The 24880-nt window shown below is 42.2% G+C and carries 22 protein-coding genes, 1 other RNA gene and 1 other annotated feature; of the genes, 17 read left to right on the top strand and 6 right to left on the bottom strand.

Annotation, left to right across the window (positions count from 1 at the left end; genetic code table 11):
- Positions 1-33 precede the first annotated feature (33 nt).
- Positions 34-843, bottom strand: a complete 810-nt coding sequence (locus RIL182_RS10595; RefSeq protein WP_006858030.1) for a hypothetical protein — start codon at positions 841-843, stop codon at positions 34-36.
- Positions 844-1104: 261 nt separating this feature from the next.
- Here RIL182_RS10595 and thrC point away from each other — a divergent pair, with 261 nt between their 5' ends.
- On the top strand, positions 1105-2595 hold the full coding sequence (gene thrC / locus RIL182_RS10590) for a threonine synthase (protein ID WP_006858029.1): 1491 nt from the start codon (positions 1105-1107) through the stop codon (positions 2593-2595).
- An 86-nt stretch (positions 2596-2681) separates the two neighbouring features.
- On the opposite strand, the gene RIL182_RS10585 is transcribed toward thrC, so the two are convergent.
- Both RIL182_RS10585 and RIL182_RS10580 read right to left on the bottom strand, forming a co-directional pair.
- Positions 2682-3575: a chemotaxis protein CheX gene (locus RIL182_RS10585; protein WP_006858028.1), complete on the bottom strand. Its 894-nt coding sequence runs from the start codon at positions 3573-3575 to the stop codon at positions 2682-2684.
- Positions 3576-3577: 2 nt separating this feature from the next.
- Positions 3578-3955, bottom strand: a complete 378-nt coding sequence (locus RIL182_RS10580) for a response regulator (protein WP_006858027.1) — start codon at positions 3953-3955, stop codon at positions 3578-3580.
- Between the two features lie 205 nt (positions 3956-4160).
- Between RIL182_RS10580 and RIL182_RS10575 the strand changes: the two genes are divergently transcribed.
- The 3 genes from RIL182_RS10575 (at position 4161) to RIL182_RS10565 (ending at position 6829) form a co-directional block, all read left to right on the top strand.
- Positions 4161-4502 carry a hypothetical protein gene (locus tag RIL182_RS10575; RefSeq protein ID WP_006858025.1) on the top strand — a complete coding sequence of 114 codons (342 nt, stop codon included), beginning with the start codon at positions 4161-4163 and terminating at the stop codon, positions 4500-4502.
- Between the two features lie 94 nt (positions 4503-4596).
- Positions 4597-5271 carry a response regulator transcription factor gene (locus RIL182_RS10570; RefSeq protein WP_015560501.1) on the top strand — a complete coding sequence of 225 codons (675 nt, stop codon included), beginning with the start codon at positions 4597-4599 and terminating at the stop codon, positions 5269-5271.
- Positions 5261-6829, top strand: coding sequence for a sensor histidine kinase (locus RIL182_RS10565; protein WP_134523294.1), 1569 nt, complete (start codon positions 5261-5263; stop codon positions 6827-6829). The genes RIL182_RS10570 and RIL182_RS10565 overlap by 11 nt, the downstream gene beginning before the upstream one ends.
- A gap of 25 nt (positions 6830-6854) precedes the next feature.
- On the opposite strand, the gene RIL182_RS10560 is transcribed toward RIL182_RS10565, so the two are convergent.
- Positions 6855-8219, bottom strand: coding sequence for a citrate/2-methylcitrate synthase (locus RIL182_RS10560; RefSeq protein WP_006858023.1), 1365 nt, complete (start codon positions 8217-8219; stop codon positions 6855-6857).
- Positions 8220-8398: 179 nt separating this feature from the next.
- Between RIL182_RS10560 and RIL182_RS10555 the strand changes: the two genes are divergently transcribed.
- The 12 genes from RIL182_RS10555 to RIL182_RS10500 all read left to right on the top strand — a co-directional run bounded on the left by RIL182_RS10555 (position 8399) and on the right by RIL182_RS10500 (position 22906).
- Positions 8399-8818 carry a cytidine deaminase gene (locus RIL182_RS10555; RefSeq protein ID WP_006858022.1) on the top strand — a complete coding sequence of 140 codons (420 nt, stop codon included), beginning with the start codon at positions 8399-8401 and terminating at the stop codon, positions 8816-8818.
- Between the two features lie 99 nt (positions 8819-8917).
- Positions 8918-9970, top strand: coding sequence for an FIST signal transduction protein (locus RIL182_RS10550; protein ID WP_006858021.1), 1053 nt, complete (start codon positions 8918-8920; stop codon positions 9968-9970).
- Between the two features lie 13 nt (positions 9971-9983).
- A complete protein-coding gene (locus RIL182_RS10545) occupies positions 9984-10940 on the top strand; it encodes a methyl-accepting chemotaxis protein (protein ID WP_044999298.1) in 957 nt (318 codons plus the stop codon).
- Between the two features lie 113 nt (positions 10941-11053).
- A complete protein-coding gene (pckA, locus tag RIL182_RS10540) occupies positions 11054-12658 on the top strand; it encodes a phosphoenolpyruvate carboxykinase (ATP) (RefSeq protein WP_006858020.1) in 1605 nt (534 codons plus the stop codon).
- Between the two features lie 252 nt (positions 12659-12910).
- Positions 12911-13984 (top strand): 5' nucleotidase, NT5C type, encoded by a 1074-nt coding sequence (locus RIL182_RS10535; RefSeq protein ID WP_044999296.1) that lies wholly within the window; start codon positions 12911-12913, stop codon positions 13982-13984.
- A gap of 66 nt (positions 13985-14050) precedes the next feature.
- Positions 14051-14243: non-coding RNA, 6S RNA (gene ssrS / locus RIL182_RS10530), on the top strand.
- A gap of 224 nt (positions 14244-14467) precedes the next feature.
- Positions 14468-16723: a SpoIID/LytB domain-containing protein gene (locus RIL182_RS21675; RefSeq protein WP_243091392.1), complete on the top strand. Its 2256-nt coding sequence runs from the start codon at positions 14468-14470 to the stop codon at positions 16721-16723.
- A complete protein-coding gene (locus RIL182_RS10520) occupies positions 16720-17577 on the top strand; it encodes a YihY/virulence factor BrkB family protein (RefSeq protein ID WP_006858019.1) in 858 nt (285 codons plus the stop codon). The genes RIL182_RS21675 and RIL182_RS10520 overlap by 4 nt, the downstream gene beginning before the upstream one ends.
- 47 nt (positions 17578-17624) lie before the next feature.
- Positions 17625-17854, top strand: a binding site (T-box leader).
- Positions 17855-17966: 112 nt separating this feature from the next.
- Entirely contained in the window at positions 17967-18986 is a 1020-nt protein-coding gene (gene pheS / locus RIL182_RS10515) for a phenylalanine--tRNA ligase subunit alpha (RefSeq protein ID WP_015560506.1), read from the top strand.
- A gap of 25 nt (positions 18987-19011) precedes the next feature.
- A complete protein-coding gene (gene pheT, locus RIL182_RS10510) occupies positions 19012-21429 on the top strand; it encodes a phenylalanine--tRNA ligase subunit beta (RefSeq protein ID WP_118590119.1) in 2418 nt (805 codons plus the stop codon).
- Between the two features lie 11 nt (positions 21430-21440).
- Positions 21441-22478 (top strand): tRNA preQ1(34) S-adenosylmethionine ribosyltransferase-isomerase QueA, encoded by a 1038-nt coding sequence (queA, locus tag RIL182_RS10505; RefSeq protein WP_006858017.1) that lies wholly within the window; start codon positions 21441-21443, stop codon positions 22476-22478.
- A gap of 86 nt (positions 22479-22564) precedes the next feature.
- Positions 22565-22906 (top strand): PilZ domain-containing protein, encoded by a 342-nt coding sequence (locus tag RIL182_RS10500; protein ID WP_022113013.1) that lies wholly within the window; start codon positions 22565-22567, stop codon positions 22904-22906.
- Between the two features lie 189 nt (positions 22907-23095).
- Here RIL182_RS10500 and RIL182_RS10495 read toward each other — a convergent pair whose 3' ends face one another.
- Complete coding sequence (locus RIL182_RS10495; protein ID WP_022113012.1) at positions 23096-23422, bottom strand: hypothetical protein; 327 nt, start codon at positions 23420-23422, stop codon at positions 23096-23098.
- On the bottom strand, positions 23367-24248 hold the full coding sequence (locus RIL182_RS10490; RefSeq protein WP_006858015.1) for a hypothetical protein: 882 nt from the start codon (positions 24246-24248) through the stop codon (positions 23367-23369). The genes RIL182_RS10495 and RIL182_RS10490 overlap by 56 nt, the downstream gene beginning before the upstream one ends.
- Before the next feature lie 439 nt (positions 24249-24687).
- Here RIL182_RS10490 and RIL182_RS21255 point away from each other — a divergent pair, with 439 nt between their 5' ends.
- On the top strand, positions 24688-24849 hold the full coding sequence (locus tag RIL182_RS21255) for a hypothetical protein (protein WP_006858071.1): 162 nt from the start codon (positions 24688-24690) through the stop codon (positions 24847-24849).
- Positions 24850-24880 lie beyond the last annotated feature (31 nt).

Below are 24880 nucleotides of genomic sequence, written 5' to 3'. Positions count from 1 at the left end.
TTGTACTACTTTTAAGTGGAAGATACAAGAAACTTACGCTGGGCTATTTGAAAATTCTTCTAAATAGGAAAGATAACGTTCAGACAGCTTTACTTTCGTATAAACTTCTGCATATTCCTTTGGCGGGAGTGTATCAACATAATTTTCGGGAAAATCCTTTTTAATTCCGGCAGCCTTTGCGAGATCTACGGCTTTGTTATATGCCACGGCAGCCTTTTCCTCACTGGAATAAGTGCCGACAAGATAATTGCCATTGATGTGGATCATTGTGCGATATTTTGTGATCCCTTTCACGATATGACGCAAGACACCGTGAAAACGATTGATCACAAGAATATTGGCATAGCGATAGTCGTAAGAATCTCCATTTACAAACTGATAATCTCTTCCGGCAACCGCGTATGGACGGATCCCATAACGTGAAAGAATGGAATACTGCATTCCGTAATCACTGACAAAAAGATGTCCCTGCCGCTTCTGGATCTTATGGCTGGAATAATAAAAAAGATCATCAATATCAAATTTTAATTCCTCATGTTCGGAAAGAAAATAGCTGAAATATCCTTTGCGCAGATAGATCGGATTTTTAAAATAAAGTCCATTGTCCCGGAAATTAAGCAGAATGATGATTTTTTCATGAGGGAGAATATTTTTGTGTGAATAGACATTGTCAATGGTTATGACGGCGTCAGAAAGAGTCTGGGATGCTTCCTTATAAGCCAGATGCGCCATTTCTTCTGAAGCAAAACTTCCAAGGCTGATGTGTTTGCCGGAATAATTGATGCTTGTACGATAGTAGATGGTTCCATCTTTTTTTGTGGCAGGAAAAACGCCTTTTAACATAAGAATTCTCCATTTCAAAAAATGTTATGGTGCATTAGTGAGTTGTATTCAGCATATCACGTTTCGAAGCAGGATGCAACCGGCTGCAATTTTGGTAAAATAATATTTTCATACGTTAAAGCATTGACATGAAGCAATCGTTTCCTATATAATGTTTAGAAAGTATTGGGAATCATACGAAAACGTATTGATATAATACCGAACAGTATTAGAACCCCGAAATTTGATTACGATGAATAAAAAGATAAGAGGACGAAGAAAATGGAATTAATGTATGCAAGCACAAGAGACGCAAATGAAAAAGTGACAGCATCACAGGCAATTTTAAAAGGACTGGCAAATGATGGCGGTTTATATGTACCGACTGAGATTCCGTCTTTGGATGTAAGCATGGAAGAACTTTCTAAGATGACTTATCAGGAGACTGCCTATGAAGTGCTCAAACTGTTTCTGACAGATTATACAGAGGAGGAACTGAAAAACTGTATTAATGCTGCCTATGATAGTAAGTTTGATACAGAAGAGATTGCACCGTTGGTGGATGCGGATGGTGCGTATTATCTTGAATTGTTCCATGGTCCGACGATAGCTTTTAAAGATATGGCATTATCCATTCTGCCACATCTTCTGATCACTGCTGCAAGAAAGAACAATGTCAAAAATGATATTGTGATCCTGACTGCTACTTCCGGCGATACCGGAAAAGCAGCACTGGCAGGATTTGCAGATGTAAAGGGAACGAAGATCATTGTATTTTATCCAAAGAATGGTGTCAGCCCGGTACAGGAAAAACAGATGGTAACACAGAAAGGTGATAATACCTTTGTTGTCGGTATCCACGGTAACTTTGATCAGGCACAGACCGGCGTTAAGAAAATGTTTTCAGATACAGAGCTTGCAAAGGAGATGGATGCTGCAGGATATCAGTTTTCTTCTGCAAACTCGATCAATATTGGACGTCTGGTTCCGCAGATCGCATATTATGTCTATGCATATGCAAAATTATATGCAAACGGTGTGATCGCAAAAGATGAGAAGATCAATATTGTGGTTCCTACCGGTAACTTTGGAAATATCCTGGCTGCATTTTATGCAAAAAATATGGGAATCCCGGTTGCAAAACTGATCTGTGCTTCAAATGAGAACAAAGTCCTTTATGATTTCTTCTCCACAGGCACATATGATAAGAACCGTGAATTTATGCTGACAAGTTCTCCTTCTATGGATATTCTGATCTCCAGTAATTTAGAGCGTCTGATCTACCGTATTGCCGGAGAGGATGCAGCTAAGAATGCGGCATTGATGAAAGAACTTAATACAACTGGTAAATACGAGATTACATCAGAGATGAAAGAGAAACTTGCTGACTTTTACGGCAATTATGCGAGTGAGAAAGAAACTGCGGATACCATCCGCGATCTGTATGAGAAAACCGGTTATGTGATTGATACACACACAGCAGTTGCTGCATCCGTATATCACAAGTACAAAAAAGACACAAATGATGCGGAAACAAAGACTGTGATCGCTTCCACAGCCAGCCCATTTAAATTCAGCAGAAGTGTTATGGATGCCATTGATCCAAAATATGATTCTTTATCAGAGTTTGAATTAGTGGATGAATTAAGCAAGATCGGTAACGTAAAAATCCCGCAGGCAATTGAGGAGATCCGTAGTGCTGAGGTACGTCATAAGACGGTATGCGAAGTAGAAGAGATGCCAAAGGTTGTAAAACAGTTCCTCGGAATGTAAAAAGAATAGAAAACGGCTGTGCCCAAAGGCACAGCCGTTTTTACTGTTCATAATAACAGTCACTCTATTGTTTATGATGTACCTGTTTACAGTTCATTATGAATCAACTCAAATATAAAATGTATTGTTCCGAATGAATAAACAATCGGTAACATATATGCCTCGTGTTCAAATGTGACCAGTTCATCTGTGACAACATTTGGAACATCAAGCTGCAGTTCAAGCCCCTGTTCGTTTGACATATTAACGTTGAACAGACCATTATGGAGATTTAAGAAATCTTCGAGAGAAGACTGTACATATTCGTCAAAACTGTGAAAATCTTCATCGACATAACGGGATGCAAATGCAATGCAGGTGCTTTCCGGCATATCGATATAAGTACGAATGGAAAATTTACCATTGATCTGCTGCCTGATACAATAGTTTGTCGGATATTCTTTACAAAGTTCAGGGCGAACCGGTGAAAAATCATCCCCGATAAAACGAACGAGATCGTTAAATAAGAGATGCAGGAAAGAAAGCTCTCCAGGTGAAAGCGGACGCTCAGCAATAACAAAGAAATTTTCTACAAGGTGATCTACAATATCCTTCGTTTCAGCGGACATATCTGCATCGTAAAGTTCATTCTCAGACTGATAACCGATGATGAGAGACTGGAGCTGCTCATTATTAATAACACCATCATTTAATAATGCCTGACCAAGAAGTAAGAAATTAGGATTCTGTGTCTGCAGCAGCTCCGTAACCTGAGCTTCTGTCAGATAACCTTCCCGGATGGCAAGTTCACCGAAACGTTTGTCTTCATGTGTCTGCATGATAATTACGCGGTCCACTTCACTGGCTGACATATAGCCTGCATGCATGGCAAGGGTTCCTAATTTTGGATGTTCGTTATTTGCTTCCTGCATGGCATGCATCAGCTGTTCTTTTGTGATCCCGTGTGATAATAAATAGTTTCCGAAAAATTGAGCGTACATGTCTATCTCCCTTCAAATCTTGAAGTAATAATATGTTCGATCTGATCCGCATTGATCGGTTTCTGGATAAAATCACTGGCACCTGCCTCAATGGCTTCGCGGAGCTGGGACTGCGTACCAACAGAAGAGACAATAATGATAGTAGCATCTGGATCAAAATCAGTAATCTCATGTATGACAGCATTGCCATCTTTGATCGGCATAACGATGTCAAGAAATACAAGCGAAGGGGATTCCTTTTTGTAAATATCAATAGCATCCTGTCCGTTTGCAGCCTCTAAAAATGTTGGTGTGCCAAACTGGGAGAGGATATCCTTTAACTGTTTTCTTGCTAAAATAGAATCGTCACTGATGAGAATTTTTGTGTCATCAAATTTCATGGTTTTTTGCCCCCATCTATAAGTATGTTATTTTTATTTTACACTAATCGGCGCAAGAGTTCAATGTTTCTTGACCGAAAATATGGGATTTTATGTAAAAAAACAAAACAAAACGTTCAGTTGCACCAATTTTATATTGTGTTTATAATAAAAATATGGGACAAAAAGAATGTCAAAATAAGAATTTTTATACTGGAGGTTTAAAATGAAAGTAATGCTTGTATTTGACGCAGTGATTCTGCTTTTTGGGATTTATATGGTGATATCGTCACTTCAGATGAAAAAAAGCGGCAGGATCAATGCTATGGTGATCGCTGAGGAAGAGATGAAAAAATGTAAGGATACGGCGGGATTTATTGCATTTATTTACTGGAGAGAGGCGGTGTTTGGAGGAATCGTGGCACTGGTGGGACTGATTGGTATCATCAACGAACTCACAAATTTCTTAGGAAAACTGACGCTGCTGGAACTTGTGATTTTCCTTGGATCTTTTTTGTGGTTTCAGAACAGTTTAAAGACTGCCAGGGAAAAATTCCTGCATATTTAAGATGTTGATCAGATGGCAGTCACACAGCCATCACATAAGCCGGTTATAGTAATGAATAGAAAAAATGTCAATTTGTGGGAGAAAATGGGACGTTATGGAACGTATTTTAGTTGTAGACGATGAGGACAAGATCCGTGCGATCATTCGAAAATATGGGGAATTTGAAGGATATGAGATCGCGGAGGCACATGACGGAATGGAAGCAGTTGAAATCTGCCGGAAAGAAGATTTTGATCTGATCATACTGGATGTGATGATGCCGGAACTGGATGGCTTTTCCACCTGCCGGGAAATCCGCAAGTTCAAAGAGATCCCTGTCATTATGCTCTCGGCACGCGGCGAGGAGTATGACAAGATCCATGGATTTGAACTCGGAATCGACGATTATGTGGTAAAACCGTTTTCGCCACGTGAGCTTATGATGCGCGTAAAAGTTGTAATCAGCAGAAACAATAAAAAAGACGTACGGGGCGGACATGAGATCTTTCAGGCAGAAGGTCTGGTTGTTGATTTTACCGGACGAACTGTGACTGTGGATGGCAAGCGTGTGGAAATGTCGCCAAAAGAATACGAACTTTTGTTTTATTTAGTAAGAAACCGCAATATTGCACTTGACCGTGAAAAACTGATCACAGAGGTATGGGGGTATGATTATTATGGTGATGACAGGACCTTAGATACCCATATCAAACTTTTACGGAGCAGTCTGGGTGAATACCGCAAATTTTTAGTGACATTAAGAGGGGTGGGATACCGGTTTGAAGCATGAAAAAATCAGTATTAAATGGAGAGTATTTACCTATCTGCTTGTCTTTACCGGAATACTTCTTGTCGTGTTATGGCTGATCCAGATCTGTTATCTGGATTCATTCTACACCATGATCAAAAGCAGGGAAGCAGAGCAGGTCACGTCGGCGGTTGCAAATATACTGACCTCGGATGAGGATGATAAAGACACTCTGATCCATGACATTGCAGCGAAAAATAATATGGCAGTCTATGTGACAAATACGGATGGAGATGAGATTTGCAGCGCAGAGTATATTGTAAATTCCAGACTTGCGGATATGCCGTCGGAACAGGTACAGTATTATTATGAACAGGCAAAAGAACATGGCGGGATTTTTAAAATCGAATATGAGGGCGGGATCAATCCGGAATTCTGGAGTGAAAATATGCCGGAACCAGAAGATGTGGCAGAGGGAGATTTAAAGTGGGAAGATAAAGAAACAATGGAACCTGCCACAGAGGAGGGAACAGAAAACGGTAATGAAGCATATGGACCCGGATTCCACGGTTTTTTGCAGAAACGCGGACAGGAACACATCAAAAGTGTGATCTATGTAAAAATTGTAGAGTGTGACGGTCAGGAAGAGATTCTGCTGGTCAATACGCAGCTTACTCCGGTGGATGCAACTGTTAATACACTGCGGATCGAACTGATATGGATCACTGTGATCATGATCCTGCTTTCACTGGGGATCGCTTTTTTAATATCCAGACAGATTTCCAAGTCACTGATCCGGATCAATGAGTCGGCGAAAGCACTTGCCAAGGGAGATTTTGATGTGCGTTTTGAGGGGAAAGATTACCGTGAGGTGGCGGAACTGTCCGACACGCTCAATGCAACGGCGAAAGAACTTGGCAAAAATGAGTCCCTGCGGCGGGAACTGATCGCAAATGTATCGCACGATCTGCGGACACCGCTTACGATGATCATTGCCTATGCAGAGGTCATGCGGGATCTTCCGGGAGAAAATACACCGGAAAATGTCCAGGTAGTGATCGATGAGGCCGGACGCCTGACAAATCTCGTGAATGATATGCTTGATATGTCAAAACTTCAGGCTGGTGTTATGGAAAAAAATGACACAGTGTACAATCTGACAGAGAGCATCGAATCTGTTTTAGAGCGCTACAATAAATTAAAAGAGCAGGATGGCTACTGTATTCATTTCGAATATGACGGAAAAGTACAGGTAAAAGCAGATGAATACAAGATTTATCAGGTAATCTACAACCTGATCAACAATGCGATCAATTATACCGGGAAAGATAAAACGGTGTGGGTACGTCAGAAAATTTCAGGGGATAAGGTGCGGATCGAAGTGACAGACAGTGGGGATGGTATTGCAAAAGAGGCACTTCCTTATGTGTGGGACCGCTATTATAAGGTGGACAAGACACATAAACGTGCTGTGATGGGAACCGGTCTGGGACTTTCCATTGTAAAAAATATACTGGAACTTCATCATGCCGGATATGGTGTGGTAAGCGAACCGGGATGCGGTTCGACGTTCTGGTTTGAACTTAAGATAGAACGATAGCAGATAAAAAACGCTGACCGGCGGGTCAGCGTTTTTCCATTGGAATATATTCTTTGTGTTCTCCGATGTTTTTGTAAGCAGGCCGCATAATCTTGCCGTTGATGGCAACCTCTTCAAGACGATGGGCACTCCATCCGGCGATTCTGGCGATTGCAAAGATCGGTGTGTAAAGTTCCACCGGAAGTCCTAACATGCTGTAAGCAAAGCCACTGTAAAAATCGACGTTTGGGCTGACACCTTTATAAATCTGACGCTCGTCTGCGATAATTTTTGGTGCTAAGCGTGATACGGCATCATACAGAGCAAACTCTTTTTCATAGCCTTTTTCGGCAGACAATTTTTCTACAAAAGAACGGAAAATGCGGGCACGGGGATCTGAAAGGGAATATACAGCATGCCCCATGCCATAGATCAGACCGGCGTGATCAAAGGCTTCTTTATGTAATAAGGCTCTTAAATAACGACTGATTTCTTCCTCATCGCTCCAGTCGGAGAGATTCTCTTTCATATCCTCAAACATACGGACAACCTTGATGTTGGCACCGCCGTGTTTCGGACCTTTTAGGGAACCTAAGGAAGCAGCGATCACAGAATAGGTGTCCGTTCCGGATGACGATACCAGATGCGTGGTAAATGTGGAGTTATTTCCACCACCATGTTCCATGTGAAGGATCAGTGCGGTATCTAAAAGCTTTGCTTCTAAAGGAGTAAACTGGCTGTCCGGACGCAGAATATGCAGAATGTTTTCTGCGGTGGAATACTCAGCTTTTGGCGGATGGATAAAAAGGCTTGCACCGTCATGGTAATGTTTGTAAGCCTGATAACCGTATACCGAAAGAAGCGGGAACAGACTTATAAGCTGTAAACACTGTCTGAGTACATTCGGAAGCGAAATGTCATCCGCAAGGTCATCATAGGAATAAAGTGTGAGAACACTCCTTGCGAGTGTGTTCATCATATCTTTGCTTGGGGCTTTCATAATAATATCACGGACAAAACTGGTAGGAAGGGTACGATATTCACTGAGCATTTTCGTAAATTCCGTTAATTCCGTCCGGGCAGGAAGTTTCCCGAAAAGAAGCAGATAAGTGCATTCCTCAAAGCCAAAATGACTGTTTTCCGATGTGCCGTCGATAATATCTTTGACATTATAACCGCGGTAATAAAGCTCGCCGTCTGCCGGACGCAGCTTGCCGTCAATCATCTTTGTGGAGCATACATCAGAAATTTCTGTAAGACCGACTAAAACACCTTTACCGTTAATATCGCGGAGACCGCGTTTGACATCGTATTTTGCATAGAGAGCAGGATCAATTCTGGCACACTGCTCACTGAGCTTTGACAGATGCTGTAATTCGTGGGTGATTTCGCAGAAACGATTGGTAGTCATAAATAACCCTCCATGTTTTTTAATTCATTACTTTATAGCGATAAAGCATTTTAATCATCATATCATAAGTATTTCTTATGGCACAAGAGTTTTCTAAAAAAACTTTTCATGAAAGCCGTTTTCGGGTAAAATGAGAACAAATCATTGAATGTTATACATAAATCAGGAGGAAAAAACAGATGGATATAAAGAAACTGGCACAGGAATCGATTGCTGCAAAAGAATTTGCCTATACGCCGTATTCACATTTCAGGGTAGGAGCTGCACTTCTTACAAAGGATGGCGGGATATACCGGGGATGCAATATCGAAAATGCCGCATATACACCGACAAACTGTGCGGAGAGGACCGCTTTTTTTAAGGCTGTATCGGAGGGAAAAAAAGAATTTACTGCGATTGCGATCAATGGGGATGCCAATGACTATCTTTATCCGTGTGGAGTGTGCCGCCAGGTTATGGCAGAATTCTGTGATCCGGAAACATTTCAGGTAATCCTGGTAAATACGCCGGATGATTTTAAAATATTTACATTAGAAGAATTATTGCCGGGGGCATTCACAAAGCAGGATATTACAAAAGCCACCGGGAAAGAATTGTAAAATATATCAGGAAAACTTGACAGATGCTACGGAAAATAGGATAATTTTTGCGGATATGTTTGAAATCTGAAACAAAAGAGATAAAGGAGAAACAGACGGATGCAGGAGAGTTATGGAACAAGTCCCAGTGGAAATTTAAAAGAAGCTGTACGGGGCATCAGTAATCCGGCATTTTTGATTCTGATGTCGAACGCAGAACAGTTTGAAACACATGTAGCTGAACTTGAAGAATTATATCCGGGCGTACCAAGCATCGGATGCATTGGAATGAGTTACCAGACCAGTGTGACGGAAAAAGGTGTCAGTGTGACAGCATTTGAGGGTGTAGAGGCTGTGACGGATGTACTAGAGCAGGCATCCATTATGCCGGTGAAATATATAAGCAGGGTGGAAAAGGCGCTACAGAAGATAAATGCATCATCTGAGAATACTGTATGTATCGATTTTTGTACAGGAAACGATGCAGCAGTTCTTACGACTATGTACAGTATCCTTGAAAAAAAGAAAATATCACTGACCGGTGGAACCGGGGATGGTGGAAAGGTTTCCGTAAATGGCACAGTATATACAGATGCGGATGTGTTTGCATTTGTAAAAAATAATGGCGGCAAAGTCAGGGTTTACAAGGAAAATATTTATTATCCGAACCCACAGTACCGTTTTATTGCATCAAAGACAGACCGCAGCAAATACACAGTCGGCGAATTGAACGGAAAGCCGGCAAGACAGGCGTATCAGGATACGCTGGGAATCAGAGAACAGGATATTGTCAACCAGACATTTAAAAATCCGCTGGGCAAAAAGAACGGAAAGGATATCTGTATTATCTCTATCAAGGAAGTAGCAGGAAATGGTCTGTGCTGTTATCGCCAGGTCAATGATTCCGATGTACTTTATCTGCTTGAGACAAATGATTATCCTTCTATTGTCGAAGAAACAGTGCGACAGATCAAAGGAGATTTCGGAAGAATTTCCGGTATTTTTTCCATAAACTGTATTTTCCGCTATCTGTTCTTCTCCCAGGAACGTTATATGGATCAGTATTTAAAAACAATGGGAACACTTGGCATGCATGCAGGTCTGGTTGGCTTTGGAGAACACTACAACAGCCAGTTTGTAAACCAGACCATGTCCTGTGTGGTATTTGAGTAGGGGGGAAGTGCAGATGTTTCAATTCAAAAAACAGGTAAAAGAGACCAAAGAACAGGTGCTGCAGACGGAAGAAAAATTAAATCTGCATCCGTTGATACATGTATCGGACAGCCTGCTTGACTACCATAAAAAGTTATCATTGACGGAAGTAAATTCGCTGGACGAATTACAGGAGATCCAGAATACATTTCAGACCGTTCTAGAGGAAAACAAACAGCTGAAAGAGAAGCTTGGTTCTTTTCATGAGACGTTTGAGACAGTTGGTGAGACATCCGGACAGTTTGCCGGTGTAAGGGAAGATATCACAAAAGCGGTGGAAGAGGCACAACAGAAAGTTGGCAGCTTAAAGGAGAGTTCCGGGGAAGTGCAGGAACATTTTGACGAGATCCAGCGCACATTTGAAGATTTTCAGGCTTCTGTACAGAAAATCAAGCAATGTATGGGACAGATCATTTCAATTGCCAATCAGACCAATATGCTCGCACTGAATGCGTCAATTGAGGCGGCGCGTGCAGGAGAGCAGGGAAAAGGTTTTGCTGTTGTCGCAGAGGAAGTAAAAAATCTGGCAAGTGAGATCAAAAGTCTTGTCAGTTCCGTAGATGGAAGTATTGTCGAAGTGGAACAGGATACGGAAAATTTGAATCACAGTATCACAACATCGAAAGAATCGCTCGGGAAGAGTTTAGAGAGTGCAGATGAAACCTATGAAGTGTTTGACCGCATCACAACAGCAGCCGGCGGAGCAGATCAGGTGCAGCAGGAAATCGCAAAGGTGCTTGATGATTCAAGAGAAAAATTAGCCGATGTAAACGGTTCACTTGAGCGTGAAAAAGCAGAGTATGATACGGTGTGCCTACACATAGAACGTGCAAATGATCTTGGAACCCAAAAGAGTACCATGTTTGAAAATATGGAGAATTTACTGGTGCAGATCGCTCCGATTGTAAAAGAGTTGGAACGGAAGAATTGATGACATTATTTTACAAAAACTGATTGACAAAAAAATAACATTGTGTATATTTATATTAGCGGAATTTTTTAAAAAATACCCTGATTATTTTAAAGGAAAGAGGTTAAAGAGCAATGGCAAATATTGATTTAAGCAAGTATGGCATTACCGGAGTAACAGAGATCGTTCACAATCCTTCTTACGAGATGTTATTCGAGGAAGAGACCAAAGCAGGTCTTGAGGGTTATGAGGTTGGTAAGGAAACAGAACTTGGTACAGTTAACGTTATGACTGGTATCTATACAGGACGTTCCCCGAAAGATAAATATATCGTTATGGACGAGAATTCAAAAGACACTGTATGGTGGAATTCACAGGAATATCCAAACGATAACCATCCTATGTCAGAGGAAACATGGGCAGCAGTGAAAGATCTTGCAAAGAAAGAACTTTCAAACAAGAGACTGTTCGTAGTAGATGCTTTCTGTGGAGCAAATAAAGATACACGTATGGCAGTTCGTTTCATCGTTGAGGTTGCATGGCAGGCTCATTTCGTAACAAACATGTTCATCAAGCCAACAGCAGAAGAATTTGAGAACTTTGAGCCGGACTTTATCGTATACAATGCTTCAAAAGCAAAAGTTGAGAACTACAAAGAGTTAGGTCTTAACTCAGAGACATGTGTTGCATTCAACATTACATCCAAAGAGCAGGTTATCGTCAATACATGGTACGGTGGAGAGATGAAGAAAGGTATGTTCTCTATGATGAACTACTATCTCCCACTTAAAGGCATCGCTTCCATGCACTGTTCAGCAAACGCTGATATGAACGGCGAGAATACAGCAATCTTCTTCGGACTTTCCGGAACAGGAAAGACAACACTTTCTACAGATCCGAAACGTCTCTTAATCGGTGATGATGAGCACGGCTGGGATGACAACGGTGTATTCAACTTCGAGGGTGGATGCTATGCAAAGGTTATCGGTCTTGACAAAGAGTCTGAGCCGGATATCTACAATGCAATCAAACGTAACGCACTGTTAGAGAACGTTACTGTTGATGCAAACGGAAAGATTGATTTTGATGACAAGAGCGTTACAGAGAACACTCGTGTATCTTACCCAATCAACCACATTACAAATATTGTAAAACCTGTATCTTCTGCACCGGCTGCAAAGAACGTAATCTTCTTATCAGCAGATGCATTTGGAGTACTTCCTCCAGTATCTATCCTGACACCAGAGCAGACACAGTACTACTTCCTGTCTGGATTCACAGCAAAACTTGCTGGTACAGAGCGTGGAATCACAGAGCCGACACCTACATTCTCAGCTTGCTTCGGACAGGCATTCTTAGAGCTGCATCCTACAAAATATGCAGAAGAGCTTGTTAAGAAGATGGAGAAGAGCGGCGCTAAAGCATACCTTGTAAATACAGGATGGAATGGAACAGGAAAGAGAATCACAATCAAGGATACAAGAGGAATCATCGACGCTATCCTTTCTGGTGATATTCTTAAAGCTCCAACAAAGAAAATCCCAATGTTCAACTTCGAGGTTCCTACAGAGCTTCCAGGTGTAGATTCAGGTATTCTTGACCCACGTGACACATATGCAGATGCATCTGAGTGGGAGACAAAAGCAAAAGATCTTGCTGACAGATTCATCAAGAACTTTGCTAAATATGAAGGAAACGACGCTGGTAAAGCATTAGTTTCTGCAGGTCCTCAGAAATAAATCATATTGATGTGGATTTTGATCGGGTGTGACTGGTTCACACCCGATTTTTTAATTCATAGGAAATTACGTCCTATGAATTAAAAAGCCCTCCGGGCGTGATGCGCATCTCGCGGAGTAGAAGTTAGCTGTAAACAGCACCGCTCGAGCGCGAAAGAGTCGCAAGCGACTCTTTGTTACTTTTTGTTCTAAGGATGGGGTAAGTGTTAAAATAAATGACAGGAATTTTATGGAAAAGGGGGAATGATTGTTATGCTGACATATGGAATTGACTGGGATGACGTGATCTCGGATCTGAACACCCATGCGATACAGCTTGCCAATGGGGAACATGGTTTAGATCTGAAACTGGAAGATATCAATTCATGGGAAAATGTTGGCAAGGCATCGGTTATCAAGCAGTATTATCAGGACGAACGCATTTATCGAATGCAGACTGTGACCGATGAAGCCAGAAATTTCATACATGAATTGCAGAAAAAGGGGAAAGTATATATTATCACAGCAATCGCTCCACAGTTTATGAGTCTGCGGGCAAAACAGATATTGACGGCATTTCCTGATTTCCCGGAACAGAATATTATTATGGGTTTTCAGAAGTCACTGGTTCATTTTGATGTTACCCTGGATGACGGCCCGCATAATATTTTAAAGAGTTGTGCAAAATATCCGGTTTTAATGCGGCGCCCATGGAATGAATCACTCAGTGGGATTCTTTCCGTAAACCATTATGGAGAGTTTTTACAGCTGATCGATCAGATCAAAGAATCGATGCTGTTAGATAAAAAGCCGGTTTCTTTACCGTCTGTGATAGCTTTAGTCGGTCCATCCGGTTCTGGGAAAAATGAACTTGCAAAAAGACTTGAGAGGGCAGGAACAGGCAGGATTGTTCATTCTTATACGACGGGAACAGCAGATGGAATCCATCAGAGACTTTCCGCAGAAGAATTTAAAAATAAAAAAAATGATTTTGTGACAGTAACTGTGTATGCTGGCAATAAATATGGAATATCAGCATCAGATATTGCCAGAATGATAAAGGATGGGGTAAGTCCGATCGTACCGCTTGATATTGGAGGCGCGATATCCATGAAACGGCTGTTTGCGACCTCGATCTTATTTTGCAGAAGCAGCCGCGAAAAGATGATTTCAAGTATTTTAGAAAAAGATATCAGTAATCAGGAAAAGATGTACCGCTTATTATCGTTGGAAAATGAAATTGACAATGAGGAACTCTGTGACTTTTCCATACGGACAGATGATATGGAGGAAGCTGTTGAACAGGTAAAGCAGCTTTTGTCAATAGAGAAAATAGATAGAAAGTAAAACAAAATTTGGCACTAATTTATAGTTGCGAAATAGGGAATATTAAAGTATAATAAGACTATCAAAAACGGCCTGGGATGTGCGACACCCTACATTTTTGAACCTACATTTACTTTTATGGGATTCTTATATTCGAAGGCAGATGTCAAGCCATCAGTACTTCGGTACGTGAGCAGTGGAAGACAGAAACCAACGTGCGGTTACCCACCTAGCGGTCGCTAGGAGTCAAAAACGTAGGAAACGGCATTTTGGGTTTATACAAAAGATCATATGGTACAGAAGATTTTTAAAGTACAGAAGAAGTAAAGAGTACAAAAGAAAGTTTACTGTACAGAAGAATATTCGGTATACAGATGAAAAATCATTGATATACAAAGGAATATTTAAAAATACGAAGAGAAGCTGCTTTGAAATATAAGCAGCTTCTTTTATGTAATAAAATGACGGAAATCAAAGGTATTTGATACAGAAACGGAGATTAGCGTGAAAAAAAGAAATATGCCAAAAATTTCGGCAGTAATATTGGCGGTTTTAATTTGTGTGTTTGCAGGAATACTGATAGGAAAACTGAAGGAAAATTATGATCCGGAAATTTTTTCGGAAAATTATATCAGCGTTGATGAAGTAAAGCAGGAACTGATTTTTACCGTATATTCACAGGAAGAGTGGGACGAATGGTTTGAGGGCGGAAAAAAAGATTATCTGACAGGGGCAGTGCTGGATGAGCTGTTAAAAAGACTTGGAGTTTCGGAACAGATTGATTTTTCGGAAAAAAGAAAAAATGCTGCCGTTTCGCGTACAGAATGGAACCAGGTATATGCGCAGATCCTTGCGTTTCTTGATATGGAACAAAGCGTAAAAAAAGAAACACTGCTTGTGCTAAACCGTATGGAAATGGAAGATCAGACGGTTCTGGTCACGAATCAGGGAGATTTTTATACGAAACTGCAGAATACATATTTTACGGACTGGATGTCCTATGATGTTTATATAAAAGAGGATCAGTGCATTGGAATTGCACAGGTGTCAGAGCAGGAACAAACGATTGAAAATGCATATCTGAAATCCTGTCAGGATGAAAAAATCAGTTTTTTATTTGCAGGTGCCGTCTATGAAAAAGAGTTACAGGAGAGATGGATATCCTGTGAACCGGGAGTATGTGATCTGGTATTTCGGGATGGAGCGCTTACTGCAATCAAAACAAAACAGGATATCATACAGGGACAGATGTTATCCTATGATGATTCTGAGATCGAGATTGAAGATTATGGAAGAATCCACCACAATGGGAAGCTTCCGGTTTACCAGACCTATGGAGATGTGTCTGAAAAATCCATATCGGATGTCGTTTTGGGCAATATGAATGTGGCTTATGTGACTGCGGGAAAGGAAGTCTGCGCAATTCTTATTTTACAGCCGGCTGATATCAAAAATATCCGTGTTCTTCTGCTATCGGATGACGGAACAAATATCCGGAGCGATGTTTATCTGAAATGTTCGACAAATGCTAATATAACTTGTGGTGATGAAACGAAAAGCGCCGGATCTGAGGAACTCCTTCATCCGGCAGATACACTGACGATGGCACCGGGAAAAACCTATATCGTAAAACCGGAGTCGGAAGACGGTAAGATCTATCTGTGCAATGGAAATGGAACGGCTGTATCAAATGGTTATGCGGGGACGATTGAGGTGCGCAGCACAGAGAATGGATATACGGTTGTCAATGAACTGCCGTTAGAGGAATATCTGTATGCGGTCGTGCCGAGTGAGATGCCATCAAGCTTTTCTCCGGAAGCGCTTAAGACACAGGCGGTGTGTGCGCGCAGTTATGTCTATATGCAGCTGATGCGGGCGGATCTGGCGGCTTACGGTGCACATATCAATGACAGCACCTCCTACCAGGTTTATAACAAAGTAGAAAAGACAAAGGAATCTGTCGCCGCTGTGGATGCGACATGCGGGCAGGTGCTGACATGGAACGGAAAAGTTGTGGAGGCATATTATTTTTCGACTTCCATGGGTTACACAGACACCGCGGAGATCTGGAATGTGGATGATCCGTCGTCCTATGGCTATCTGAAAAAAGCATGCTTAAACCAGGCGGATGCTGACATAGATTTGTCGGATGAAACTGCATTTTCCAAGTACATCAAGAGCAGTGCGGATGGATATGACAGCGATATCCGTTATTACAGGTGGTTTGCAACGGCAGATTTATCGGATAAGACAGAAACGGTGAATGAGATCTTAGCGGCAAGACATTCCATTTCACCAAAAAATGTGTTATATTATGAATCTGACGGTACGACGGAGATGGATGTCGCCGCTGCCGGGGAGAAAATGGGAGCCATTACCGGAATGTCAGTGGAAGCAAGAAGCAGTTCCGGTTCGATTCTTACATTAGATCTTACTTATGAATGCGGCATTGTGAAAATAAAAACAGAGTACAACATCCGCAAGATTTTAGGCTGTATGGTGAAAAAAATTGTCTACGCAGATGCAACGGAATCAGAGAATATTACGATGCTGCCAAGTGCATTTTCAACCGTCGAGAAACAGGAAGACGGGACATATCTGCTGTCCGGCGGTGGTTATGGGCACGGACTCGGAATGAGCCAGAATGGGGCAAACGGAATGGCAAAAGCCGGTATGGGCTATCAGGATATCTTAAATTATTTTTATCAGGATATTACCGTGGAAACAATCGGAGAGATGGAAGGAAAAGAGACATTATGATCTGGAAGATTATAGGAAATGTGATGTCGTTTATGGGAAAATGTAAACGGGATAAGATCAATGCATATTCTGCGCAGTCTGCGTTTTTTATTATATTATCACTGATCCCGTTTCTTATGGTTTTCTCATCCCTGTTACAGTATACTTCCGTGACAGAGGGGACGCTTTTAAAAATCATCGAGAGAGTTATGCCGGAATACATAGCACCATTTCTTATTTCACTGATTGATGAGGTATACAACAGATCAGCAGGCATTATTTCCATTACGGCGATCGTTGCAATCTGGTCAGCAGCAAAAGGTGTGCAGTACATGACGGATGGACTCAATTCGGTCAATGATCTGGAGGAAACAAGAAATTGGCTTGTACTGCGGATGTGGGCAGTTGTGTATACGGTGATTTTTCTGGTAGCTATTGTGTTTACACTGTTAGTCATTGTTTTTGGTAATTCTCTCCAAAAACTGGCATCGCAGTATATCCCGTTACTGCGGCATGCGGTAGATCTTTTGGCACATTTTCGGGGACTTATCATGCTGGTCATGTTAATTGTTTTCTTTGATGTGATATTTACAGCACTGCCAAATAAAAAACTGACCTTTAAAAGCCAGCTTCCGGGCGCGGCGATCTGCGGTGTGGCATGGTATATTTTTTCTATCGGTGTTTCCATCTATGTGGATTATTTTAACGGTTTTTCCATGTATGGAAGCCTGACGACGATCGCCCTCATCATGCTGTGGCTTTATTTCTGTATGTATATCATGATGATGTCGGCGGAAGTAAATGTCATTTTCAATGACAGTATCCGCAAGTGGCTGCTCAAAGAGAAAGAGAAGAAAAAGAGAAAAAACTCTTGAACTAATAAATTTCCTGTGCTAAAATGCAATACAGAGTGAAAATAAAAGAAAAGGCATTGAACGTGATTAGTAGTGCACTATAATTCTTTCAGAGAGAGTGGGTCACCGGCTGAAAACCCATTTAAGACAAGGTAGGGAGCGAAGTTCGCACGGGAGCTGCATTTGTGAAATGACAGTAGCAGATGACGTCCATGCACGTTACGCATGTTAAGAGCTTTTTGTCAATATTCGTGGCAGAAAGAATCAGGGTGGTATCGCGGAATCATTCGTCCCTGGACGAATGACTCCGCGTTTTTTGTTGCTGAAACAAATCCACCACAGGAAATTGTGTCACAAAAATAATTTGTGAGACAAATATCTGAAAGAAATAATGCAGAATGGAGATTATCATGAAAGAAAAATTGCAGAAAATCAGAGAAGATGCGATCCGTCAGATCGAAGCATCCGGCGATCTGTCGAAATTGAATGATGTGCGTGTTGCAGTTCTTGGAAAAAAAGGAGAACTGACCGCTGTATTAAAGAGCATGAAGGATGTCAGCCCGGAGGAGCGCCCGTTAGTCGGACAGCTTGTCAATGAGACGAGAGAGAGCATCGAGAAGATTTTAGATGAGACAAAGAAAAAATTAGAGGCAGCGGAGTTAGATGCAAAACTGCGCAGAGAAGTCATCGATGTGACGCTTCCGGCAAAGAAAAATAATGTCGGACACCGTCATCCGAACACGATCGCTTTAGAAGAGGTAGAGCGCATCTTTACCGGAATGGGTTACGAAGTGGTAGAGGGACCGGAAGTAGAGTATGATTATTATAACTTTGAGGCTCTTAATATCCCGGCAAACCATCCGGCAAAGGACGAGCAGGATACGTTCTATATCAATGACAAGATCGTGCTCCGTACACAGACATCTCCGGTACAGGTCCGTGAGATGGAAAAAGGGCATCTCCCGATCCGTATGATCGCACCGGGCCGTGTATTCCGTGCCGATGAGGTAGATGCGACACATTCTCCGTCTTTCCATCAGATCGAGGGACTTGTCGTTGATAAAAACATTACGTTTTCTGATTTAAAGGGAACACTTGCAGAATTCGCAAGACAGTTATTCGGACAGGATACCAAAGTAAAATTCCGACCGCATCATTTTCCGTTTACAGAGCCATCTGCCGAGATGGACGTGACCTGTTTTAAATGCGGCGGGAAAGGATGCCGTTTCTGTAAGGGTGAAGGATGGATTGAGATTTTAGGCTGTGGTATGGTACATCCGCGTGTACTGCGCATGAGCGGCATTGATCCGGAAGAATACTCAGGATTTGCGTTCGGTATCGGATTAGAGCGTATTGCACTGCTCAAATATGAGATCGATGATATGCGTCTGCTCTATGAAAATGATCAGAGATTTTTAAATCAGTTCTAGGAAAAAGATAGGAGAATATAGCATTATGAATACTTCATTAAAGTGGATCAAAGACTTAGTTCCAGGTCTTGACTGTACACCACAGGAATATATGGATGCCATGACATTATCCGGCTCTAAGGTAGAAGGATATGAGAACATGGATGAGGATCTTGATAAAATTGTGATCGGACAGGTAAAAAGCATTGAGAAACATCCGGATGCGGACAAACTTGTGATCTGCCAGGTAGATATCGGAACGGAGACAATACAGATTGTGACAGGTGCTCCGAATGTGACTGAAGGGTGCAAAGTACCGGTTGTATTAGACGGTGGAAAAGTTGCCGGAGGTCATGACGGCAGCAAGACCGAGGGCGGTATTAAGATCAAAAAAGGAAAACTGCGCGGTGTGGAGTCAAACGGTATGATGTGCTCCATCGAGGAACTTGGTTCAAACAGAGATATGTTCCCACTTGCACCGGAAAACGGTTTATATATCCTGCCGGAAGATGCTCCGGTCGGAGAGAGCGCTATCAGTTATCTTGGATTAGATGACACGGTTGTGGAATATGAGATCACTTCAAACCGAGTAGACTGTTTCTCTATTTTAGGTATTGCGAGAGAGGCGGCAGCTACGTTCGGAAAAGAGTTTGTTCCTCCGGTTGTGACAGAAACAGGTAATAATGAAGATGTTAACGATTACATCAAAGTATCTGTAAAAGATGATAAGCTCTGTTCCCGTTACACCGCAAGAGTGGTAAAAAATATCAGGATCGCACCGTCGCCGGAATGGATGCAGTGCAGACTGCGTGCGCAGGGAATCCGCCCGATCAATAACATTGTAGATATCACAAACTATGTGATGGAAGAGTATGGACAGCCGATGCATGCCTATGACCTTGACACGATCGAGGACAGAGAGATCGTAGTAAGACGCGCTGCAAAGGGTGAGCAGTTTGTGACTTTAGACGGTCAGGAACGCACCTTAGATGACTCTGTATTAATGATCTGTGATGGAAGAAAAGCCATCGGTATTGCAGGTATCATGGGTGGAGAAAACTCCATGATCACGGACAATGTTAAAACAATGCTGTTTGAAGCTGCATGCTTCGATGGAACAAATATCCGTCTGTCAGGAAGAAAGATTGGTCTGCGTACAGATGCTTCCGCAAAATTTGAAAAAGGCTTAGATCCAAACACAGCGATCGAGGCAATGAACCGTGCATGCCAGCTTATAGAGGAACTTGGTGCCGGAGAAGTTGTCGGCGGCGTTGTGGATGTTTACCCGAATGCCAAAGGGGATAAACGTATTCCATTCGAGCCGGAGAAATACAACAAACTACTTGGAACGGACATTGCAAAAGAGACAATGCTGGCTTATTTCTCAAAGATCAACCTCGGCTATGATCCGGCTTCGAACGAAGTGATCGTTCCATCCTGGAGACAGGACTTAGAGTGTGACGCCGACCTTGCAGAGGAAGTGGCAAGATTCTTCGGTTATGATAAGATTCCGACCACACTGCCAAGCGGTGAGGCTACCACCGGAAAACTTACCTTCAAACTCCGCATCGAGGCAGTAGCAAGAGAGATCGCAGAGTTCTGCGGATTTTCACAGGGGATGACGTATTCCTTTGAGAGCCCGAAAGTATACGATAAATTATTACTGCCACAGGATTCACCGCTCCGCAAAGCGGTTGTGATCAGCAATCCGCTCGGAGAGGATTTCTCCATCATGAGAACTGTTTCCTTAAATGGTATGCTGACATCACTTTCCACAAACTTTAACCGCAGAAATAAAAATGTGCGTTTATACGAGCTTGGAAATATTTATCTGCCAAAACAGGTACCGGTGACAGAACTGCCGGAGGAGCGTATGCAGTTTACACTTGGAATGTATGGAGAGGGTGACTTCTTTACCATGAAGGGTGTTATCGAGGAGTTCCTTTATAAAGCAGGTATGAAACTGAAACCGGAATATGATCCTGAAGCCGGAAAACCATTCTTACATCCGGGACGTCAGGCAAATGTTGTTTATGATGGCACTGTGATCGGTTATCTCGGTGAGGTTCATCCGACCGTTGCTGCAAATTATGCAATCAAAGAGCGCGTTTATGTTGCAGTACTTGATATGCCAGAGATCGTATCCCACGCATCTTTCGACCACAAATATGAGGGAATCGCTAAATTCCCGGCTGCAGCCAGAGATATCTCCATGGTTGTTCCGAAGAAAGTGCTTGCAGGCGATATCGAGAAGATCTTCGATGAAAAGGGCGGTCAGTTCTTAGAGAAATACGATCTGTTTGATATCTATGAGGGAGCACAGATCAAACCGGGATATAAATCAATCGCATACTCCTTGTCTTTCCGTGCAAAGGACAGAAACTTAGAGGATGCCGATATCACTGGTGCAATGGATCGAATCGTGAAAGCACTTGAGCATGTTGGTGCGGAATTAAGAAAATAGGATTGAGAATCATGGACGTAAAAGATTTTTATTATGACCTGCCACAGGAGCTGATCGCACAGGACCCGTTAGAGGACCGTTCCAGTTCGCGGCTGATGGTATTGGATAAAAATACCGGTGAAGTGACACATCGTGTTTTTAAGGATATTACAGATTATTTAAGACCGGGAGACTGCCTTGTCATTAACAATACGAAAGTAATTCCTGCAAGACTGTACGGAGTAAAAGAGGGCACAGAGGCAAAGATCGAGATCCTTCTGTTGAAACGTAAGGAAAATGATATCTGGGAAACCCTTGTAAAACCGGGCAAAAAATGTAAAGTCGGAACAAAGATCAGTTTTGGCGATGGACTTCTGACCGGTGAGGTCATTGATATCGTGGAAGAGGGGAACCGTCTGATCCAGTTCCACTATGATGGAATTTTTGAGGAGATTTTAGACCAGCTTGGACAGATGCCGCTGCCGCCTTATATCACACATCAGCTTCAGGATAAAAACCGTTACCAGACGGTATATGCAAAGTATGATGGCTCTGCCGCTGCACCGACAGCGGGACTCCATTTTACACCGGAATTATTAAAAAAAGTAAAGGAAATGGGTGTGGAGATCGCAGAGGTGACACTTCATGTAGGGCTTGGTACATTCCGCCCGGTCAAGGAGACGGATGTATTAAAACACCATATGCATTCGGAATTTTACCGGATCGAACAGTCCGAGGCAGATAAGATCAACCATGCAAAAGAGACCGGACATCGTGTCATTGCGGTAGGAACGACCAGCACGCGTACTTTAGAGGCGGCATCGGACGAGAACGGTTTCCTGCGCGAGACAAGCGGATGGACAGAGATCTTTATTTATCCGGGTTACAGGTTTAAAGTCATTGATTCCCTGATTACCAATTTCCATTTGCCGGAATCCACACTGGTAATGTTAGTTTCAGCACTGGCAGGACGGGAACATGTGTTAAACGCATATGAAATTGCCGTGCAGGAGAAATATCGTTTCTTTAGCTTTGGGGATGCAATGCTGATAACGGATACAACAGTTTAAATGATCTGAAAAGATGCAACAGACAGCATGATTTACGGGCAAAATGATTGCTTGAAAAAATCACGAAAGAGAAGGAAAATTACGGAATGGAAGAGAAAAGACATCATAAGCGTTTAAAACTCGACGTTTCCATCCAGTTAGAACGTCTGACAGAAGATGGAACGACGACATATGATTACACGCAGGTTGTAGTTACGGATGTTTCGCGCGGCGGAATCGGCTTCCAGTCCGACGAACCTTTAGAAGTGGGGGGATATTATAATACCAGAATCCAGATATGGACGAAAGAGGTGATCGATGCAGTCATCGAGATCGTGCGTAAGCAGAAAATGGAAGATGGAACCGACAAATATGGGGCAACTTTTATTGGAATGTCGGATACAGATGCAATAAAAATAGATATTTATCAGGTGTTTCGTGAAGCATAAAAGTATAAGAGATGAAGTATGCTTTTGATGACAGGATAAATGCAAAAAATCGAAGAGAGCCAGATAGGTCACATCCTAAAATAAAGATGATCTGTCTGGCTCTTTTTATGTCTGTCATTCTTCGTCCATAAGCTATCATTTATGAAAGCATAGGTATACGAATAAATTATTTGTAAGTCATAAAATTAATTATGCTTCATAAGAACTTACGGTAATTGTATAATCGCTTGTACCTTCCACATAAGTGGTTCCATCAGAGCCTTTGACGGTAACGGTGTAGCCATCCTCATCTGTAATGGTTCCTTTGCAGGTTAAAGAGGAGAGAGTGCTGTCCCCATCAACGATCCAGGTAGAACTGCTGTCAATGGTCAGATTTGCATAACCGTCTCCGCCATTTCCGGCATTGCTTTCATCCTGAACAAAACTTCCGGTCCAGGTACTTTTATTTTCAAGGGAAACGTCAAGCTGGCTGATGCTGTCCCAGATGATCTCCGTAAAAACTGGACGAATCGCCATCGGTACTGTCGGAGGAAGTGCGGTCTAATGTGATATCTTTTAAAGTAACGTTTGCGCCATTTGAAACAAGAACCGCATTTTCATCGGATCCGGTGGAAGAGAAAGTCTCATCGGAAACTTCGGTATCTTCCGTATATTCGGTTACGGCATTGTAAGATTCCGGCTGGGAGGAAGCGCTGCCTCCCGGCGAGCCTCCGCCTGGAGTGTTACCTCCCGGCTGACCGCCGGCGTTGTCAGAGATCGTTACAGTTGCAGCGTTACCATCATCATCTAAGGTGATCGTTGCCATAGTACCTTCGGATAAAGCGGAAAGTGTTGTTTCTTTTCCATCTTTGTCATAGTAGACGGTGGAATCGGTCAGATTGATCGTCTCGGTTGACATATTGCCCATATCCGGGGCACCGCCGTTGTCGGAAGGGGCAGAATTGTTGTCTCCACTAGGCGGATTGCCAGGGGTTTCGGTGGAATCTGCGCCATCAGAGTCAGGTTTGCCAGGTGCCTCTGTTGAATCGTTGTTGTCAGAGTTCCCGTTGCCTGCTGGGGCACCACCGTTGTTATCGCTCGGTGGATTGCCCGGTGCTTCGCCCTGACCGCCGCCCGGCATGGCTGCAACTGTGATCGTGCTGTCGGTAATTTCGGAAATCATTCCGGTTACCGTGTTTTCATCTGATTTTGCATCAGTGTCCTCCGTAGATGTTTCCACTGTGCTTTCTACAGAAGAAGAGGTATTTGTGTTATTACCTGTACTATTGTTTGTGCTGCCGCATCCGGAAAAAATCAGTGTTCCTGCCAATGTGATACATAATAATGCTTTTTGATATTTCATAATGTTTGTCACTCCTTTTTTGTTGATAGCTGTATTCTATCGGGGGAATGTGACGGTTAGATGAAGCCGGGTTGGAAGTTGCATGAATTTACAGAGAAGTCTGTGTGGAATAGAAAAATTGGACGAAAAATGTGATTTAAAAAATTTTTTTTAAATTTATGAAATTTACTATTGTAGATTTTTGAAAAGTGTGCTAAACTATATTTGTATCCATGAACTAGTTTATAATGTAAACAGTTCAACTCAAGAAGCTGTATTCTGATTAACGTCAGAATATGGCTTTTTGACTGTCTGGAGTTCTTTTTGGGATGTTCTATAATCCGGCATTTCGCCATTTACCCCAAATTTGAAATACAAGTGTTATATTTATATAAGAAAAAATACAAATAAAATCTTATAATTGCAGGAATATTAATTGAAAGGGAGCGGAAACTTTTATATGGAGGGAGATAAAGTACCGGTAAGTTTAAAAGAAAATGTAATCAAAAAAGAAAATTGCAGGGAGGAATGGGTTATGTACAAAAGATTACTGGCAGGTCTGCTTGCTGTTACAGTGACCATGACGGGAATTTCATTTCCCGACAATGAAGTCATTGGATAAAAAAGACCAATAAAATCAAGGGTTTGCGGAC

The organism is Roseburia intestinalis L1-82, from assembly GCF_900537995.1.
Taxonomy (GTDB): domain Bacteria; phylum Bacillota; class Clostridia; order Lachnospirales; family Lachnospiraceae; genus Roseburia; species Roseburia intestinalis.
This window is presented reverse-complemented; position numbering and strand designations above follow the sequence as displayed.

Excerpts from the sequence above, each read along its gene's own strand:
- RIL182_RS10575 (WP_006858025.1), top strand. The coding sequence starts at position 4,161 with ATGAAAGTAATGCTTGTATTTGACGCAGTGATTCTGCTTTTTGGGATT.
- RIL182_RS10560 (WP_006858023.1), bottom strand. The coding sequence starts at position 8,219 with ATGACTACCAATCGTTTCTGCGAAATCACCCACGAATTACAGCATCTG.
- RIL182_RS21255 (WP_006858071.1), top strand. The coding sequence starts at position 24,688 with ATGGAGGGAGATAAAGTACCGGTAAGTTTAAAAGAAAATGTAATCAAA.
- pheT (WP_118590119.1), top strand. The coding sequence starts at position 19,012 with ATGAATACTTCATTAAAGTGGATCAAAGACTTAGTTCCAGGTCTTGAC.
- pheS (WP_015560506.1), top strand. The coding sequence starts at position 17,967 with ATGAAAGAAAAATTGCAGAAAATCAGAGAAGATGCGATCCGTCAGATC.
- RIL182_RS10490 (WP_006858015.1), bottom strand. The coding sequence starts at position 24,248 with ATGAAATATCAAAAAGCATTATTATGTATCACATTGGCAGGAACACTG.
- RIL182_RS10535 (WP_044999296.1), top strand. The coding sequence starts at position 12,911 with ATGCTGACATATGGAATTGACTGGGATGACGTGATCTCGGATCTGAAC.
- pckA (WP_006858020.1), top strand. The coding sequence starts at position 11,054 with ATGGCAAATATTGATTTAAGCAAGTATGGCATTACCGGAGTAACAGAG.
- RIL182_RS10520 (WP_006858019.1), top strand. The coding sequence starts at position 16,720 with ATGATCTGGAAGATTATAGGAAATGTGATGTCGTTTATGGGAAAATGT.
- RIL182_RS10595 (WP_006858030.1), bottom strand. The coding sequence starts at position 843 with ATGTTAAAAGGCGTTTTTCCTGCCACAAAAAAAGATGGAACCATCTAC.
- RIL182_RS10550 (WP_006858021.1), top strand. The coding sequence starts at position 8,918 with ATGCAGGAGAGTTATGGAACAAGTCCCAGTGGAAATTTAAAAGAAGCT.
- RIL182_RS10580 (WP_006858027.1), bottom strand. The coding sequence starts at position 3,955 with ATGAAATTTGATGACACAAAAATTCTCATCAGTGACGATTCTATTTTA.
- RIL182_RS10555 (WP_006858022.1), top strand. The coding sequence starts at position 8,399 with ATGGATATAAAGAAACTGGCACAGGAATCGATTGCTGCAAAAGAATTT.
- RIL182_RS10585 (WP_006858028.1), bottom strand. The coding sequence starts at position 3,575 with ATGTACGCTCAATTTTTCGGAAACTATTTATTATCACACGGGATCACA.
- thrC (WP_006858029.1), top strand. The coding sequence starts at position 1,105 with ATGGAATTAATGTATGCAAGCACAAGAGACGCAAATGAAAAAGTGACA.
- RIL182_RS10545 (WP_044999298.1), top strand. The coding sequence starts at position 9,984 with ATGTTTCAATTCAAAAAACAGGTAAAAGAGACCAAAGAACAGGTGCTG.
- RIL182_RS10570 (WP_015560501.1), top strand. The coding sequence starts at position 4,597 with ATGGAACGTATTTTAGTTGTAGACGATGAGGACAAGATCCGTGCGATC.
- RIL182_RS10495 (WP_022113012.1), bottom strand. The coding sequence starts at position 23,422 with ATGGCGATTCGTCCAGTTTTTACGGAGATCATCTGGGACAGCATCAGC.
- RIL182_RS10500 (WP_022113013.1), top strand. The coding sequence starts at position 22,565 with ATGGAAGAGAAAAGACATCATAAGCGTTTAAAACTCGACGTTTCCATC.
- queA (WP_006858017.1), top strand. The coding sequence starts at position 21,441 with ATGGACGTAAAAGATTTTTATTATGACCTGCCACAGGAGCTGATCGCA.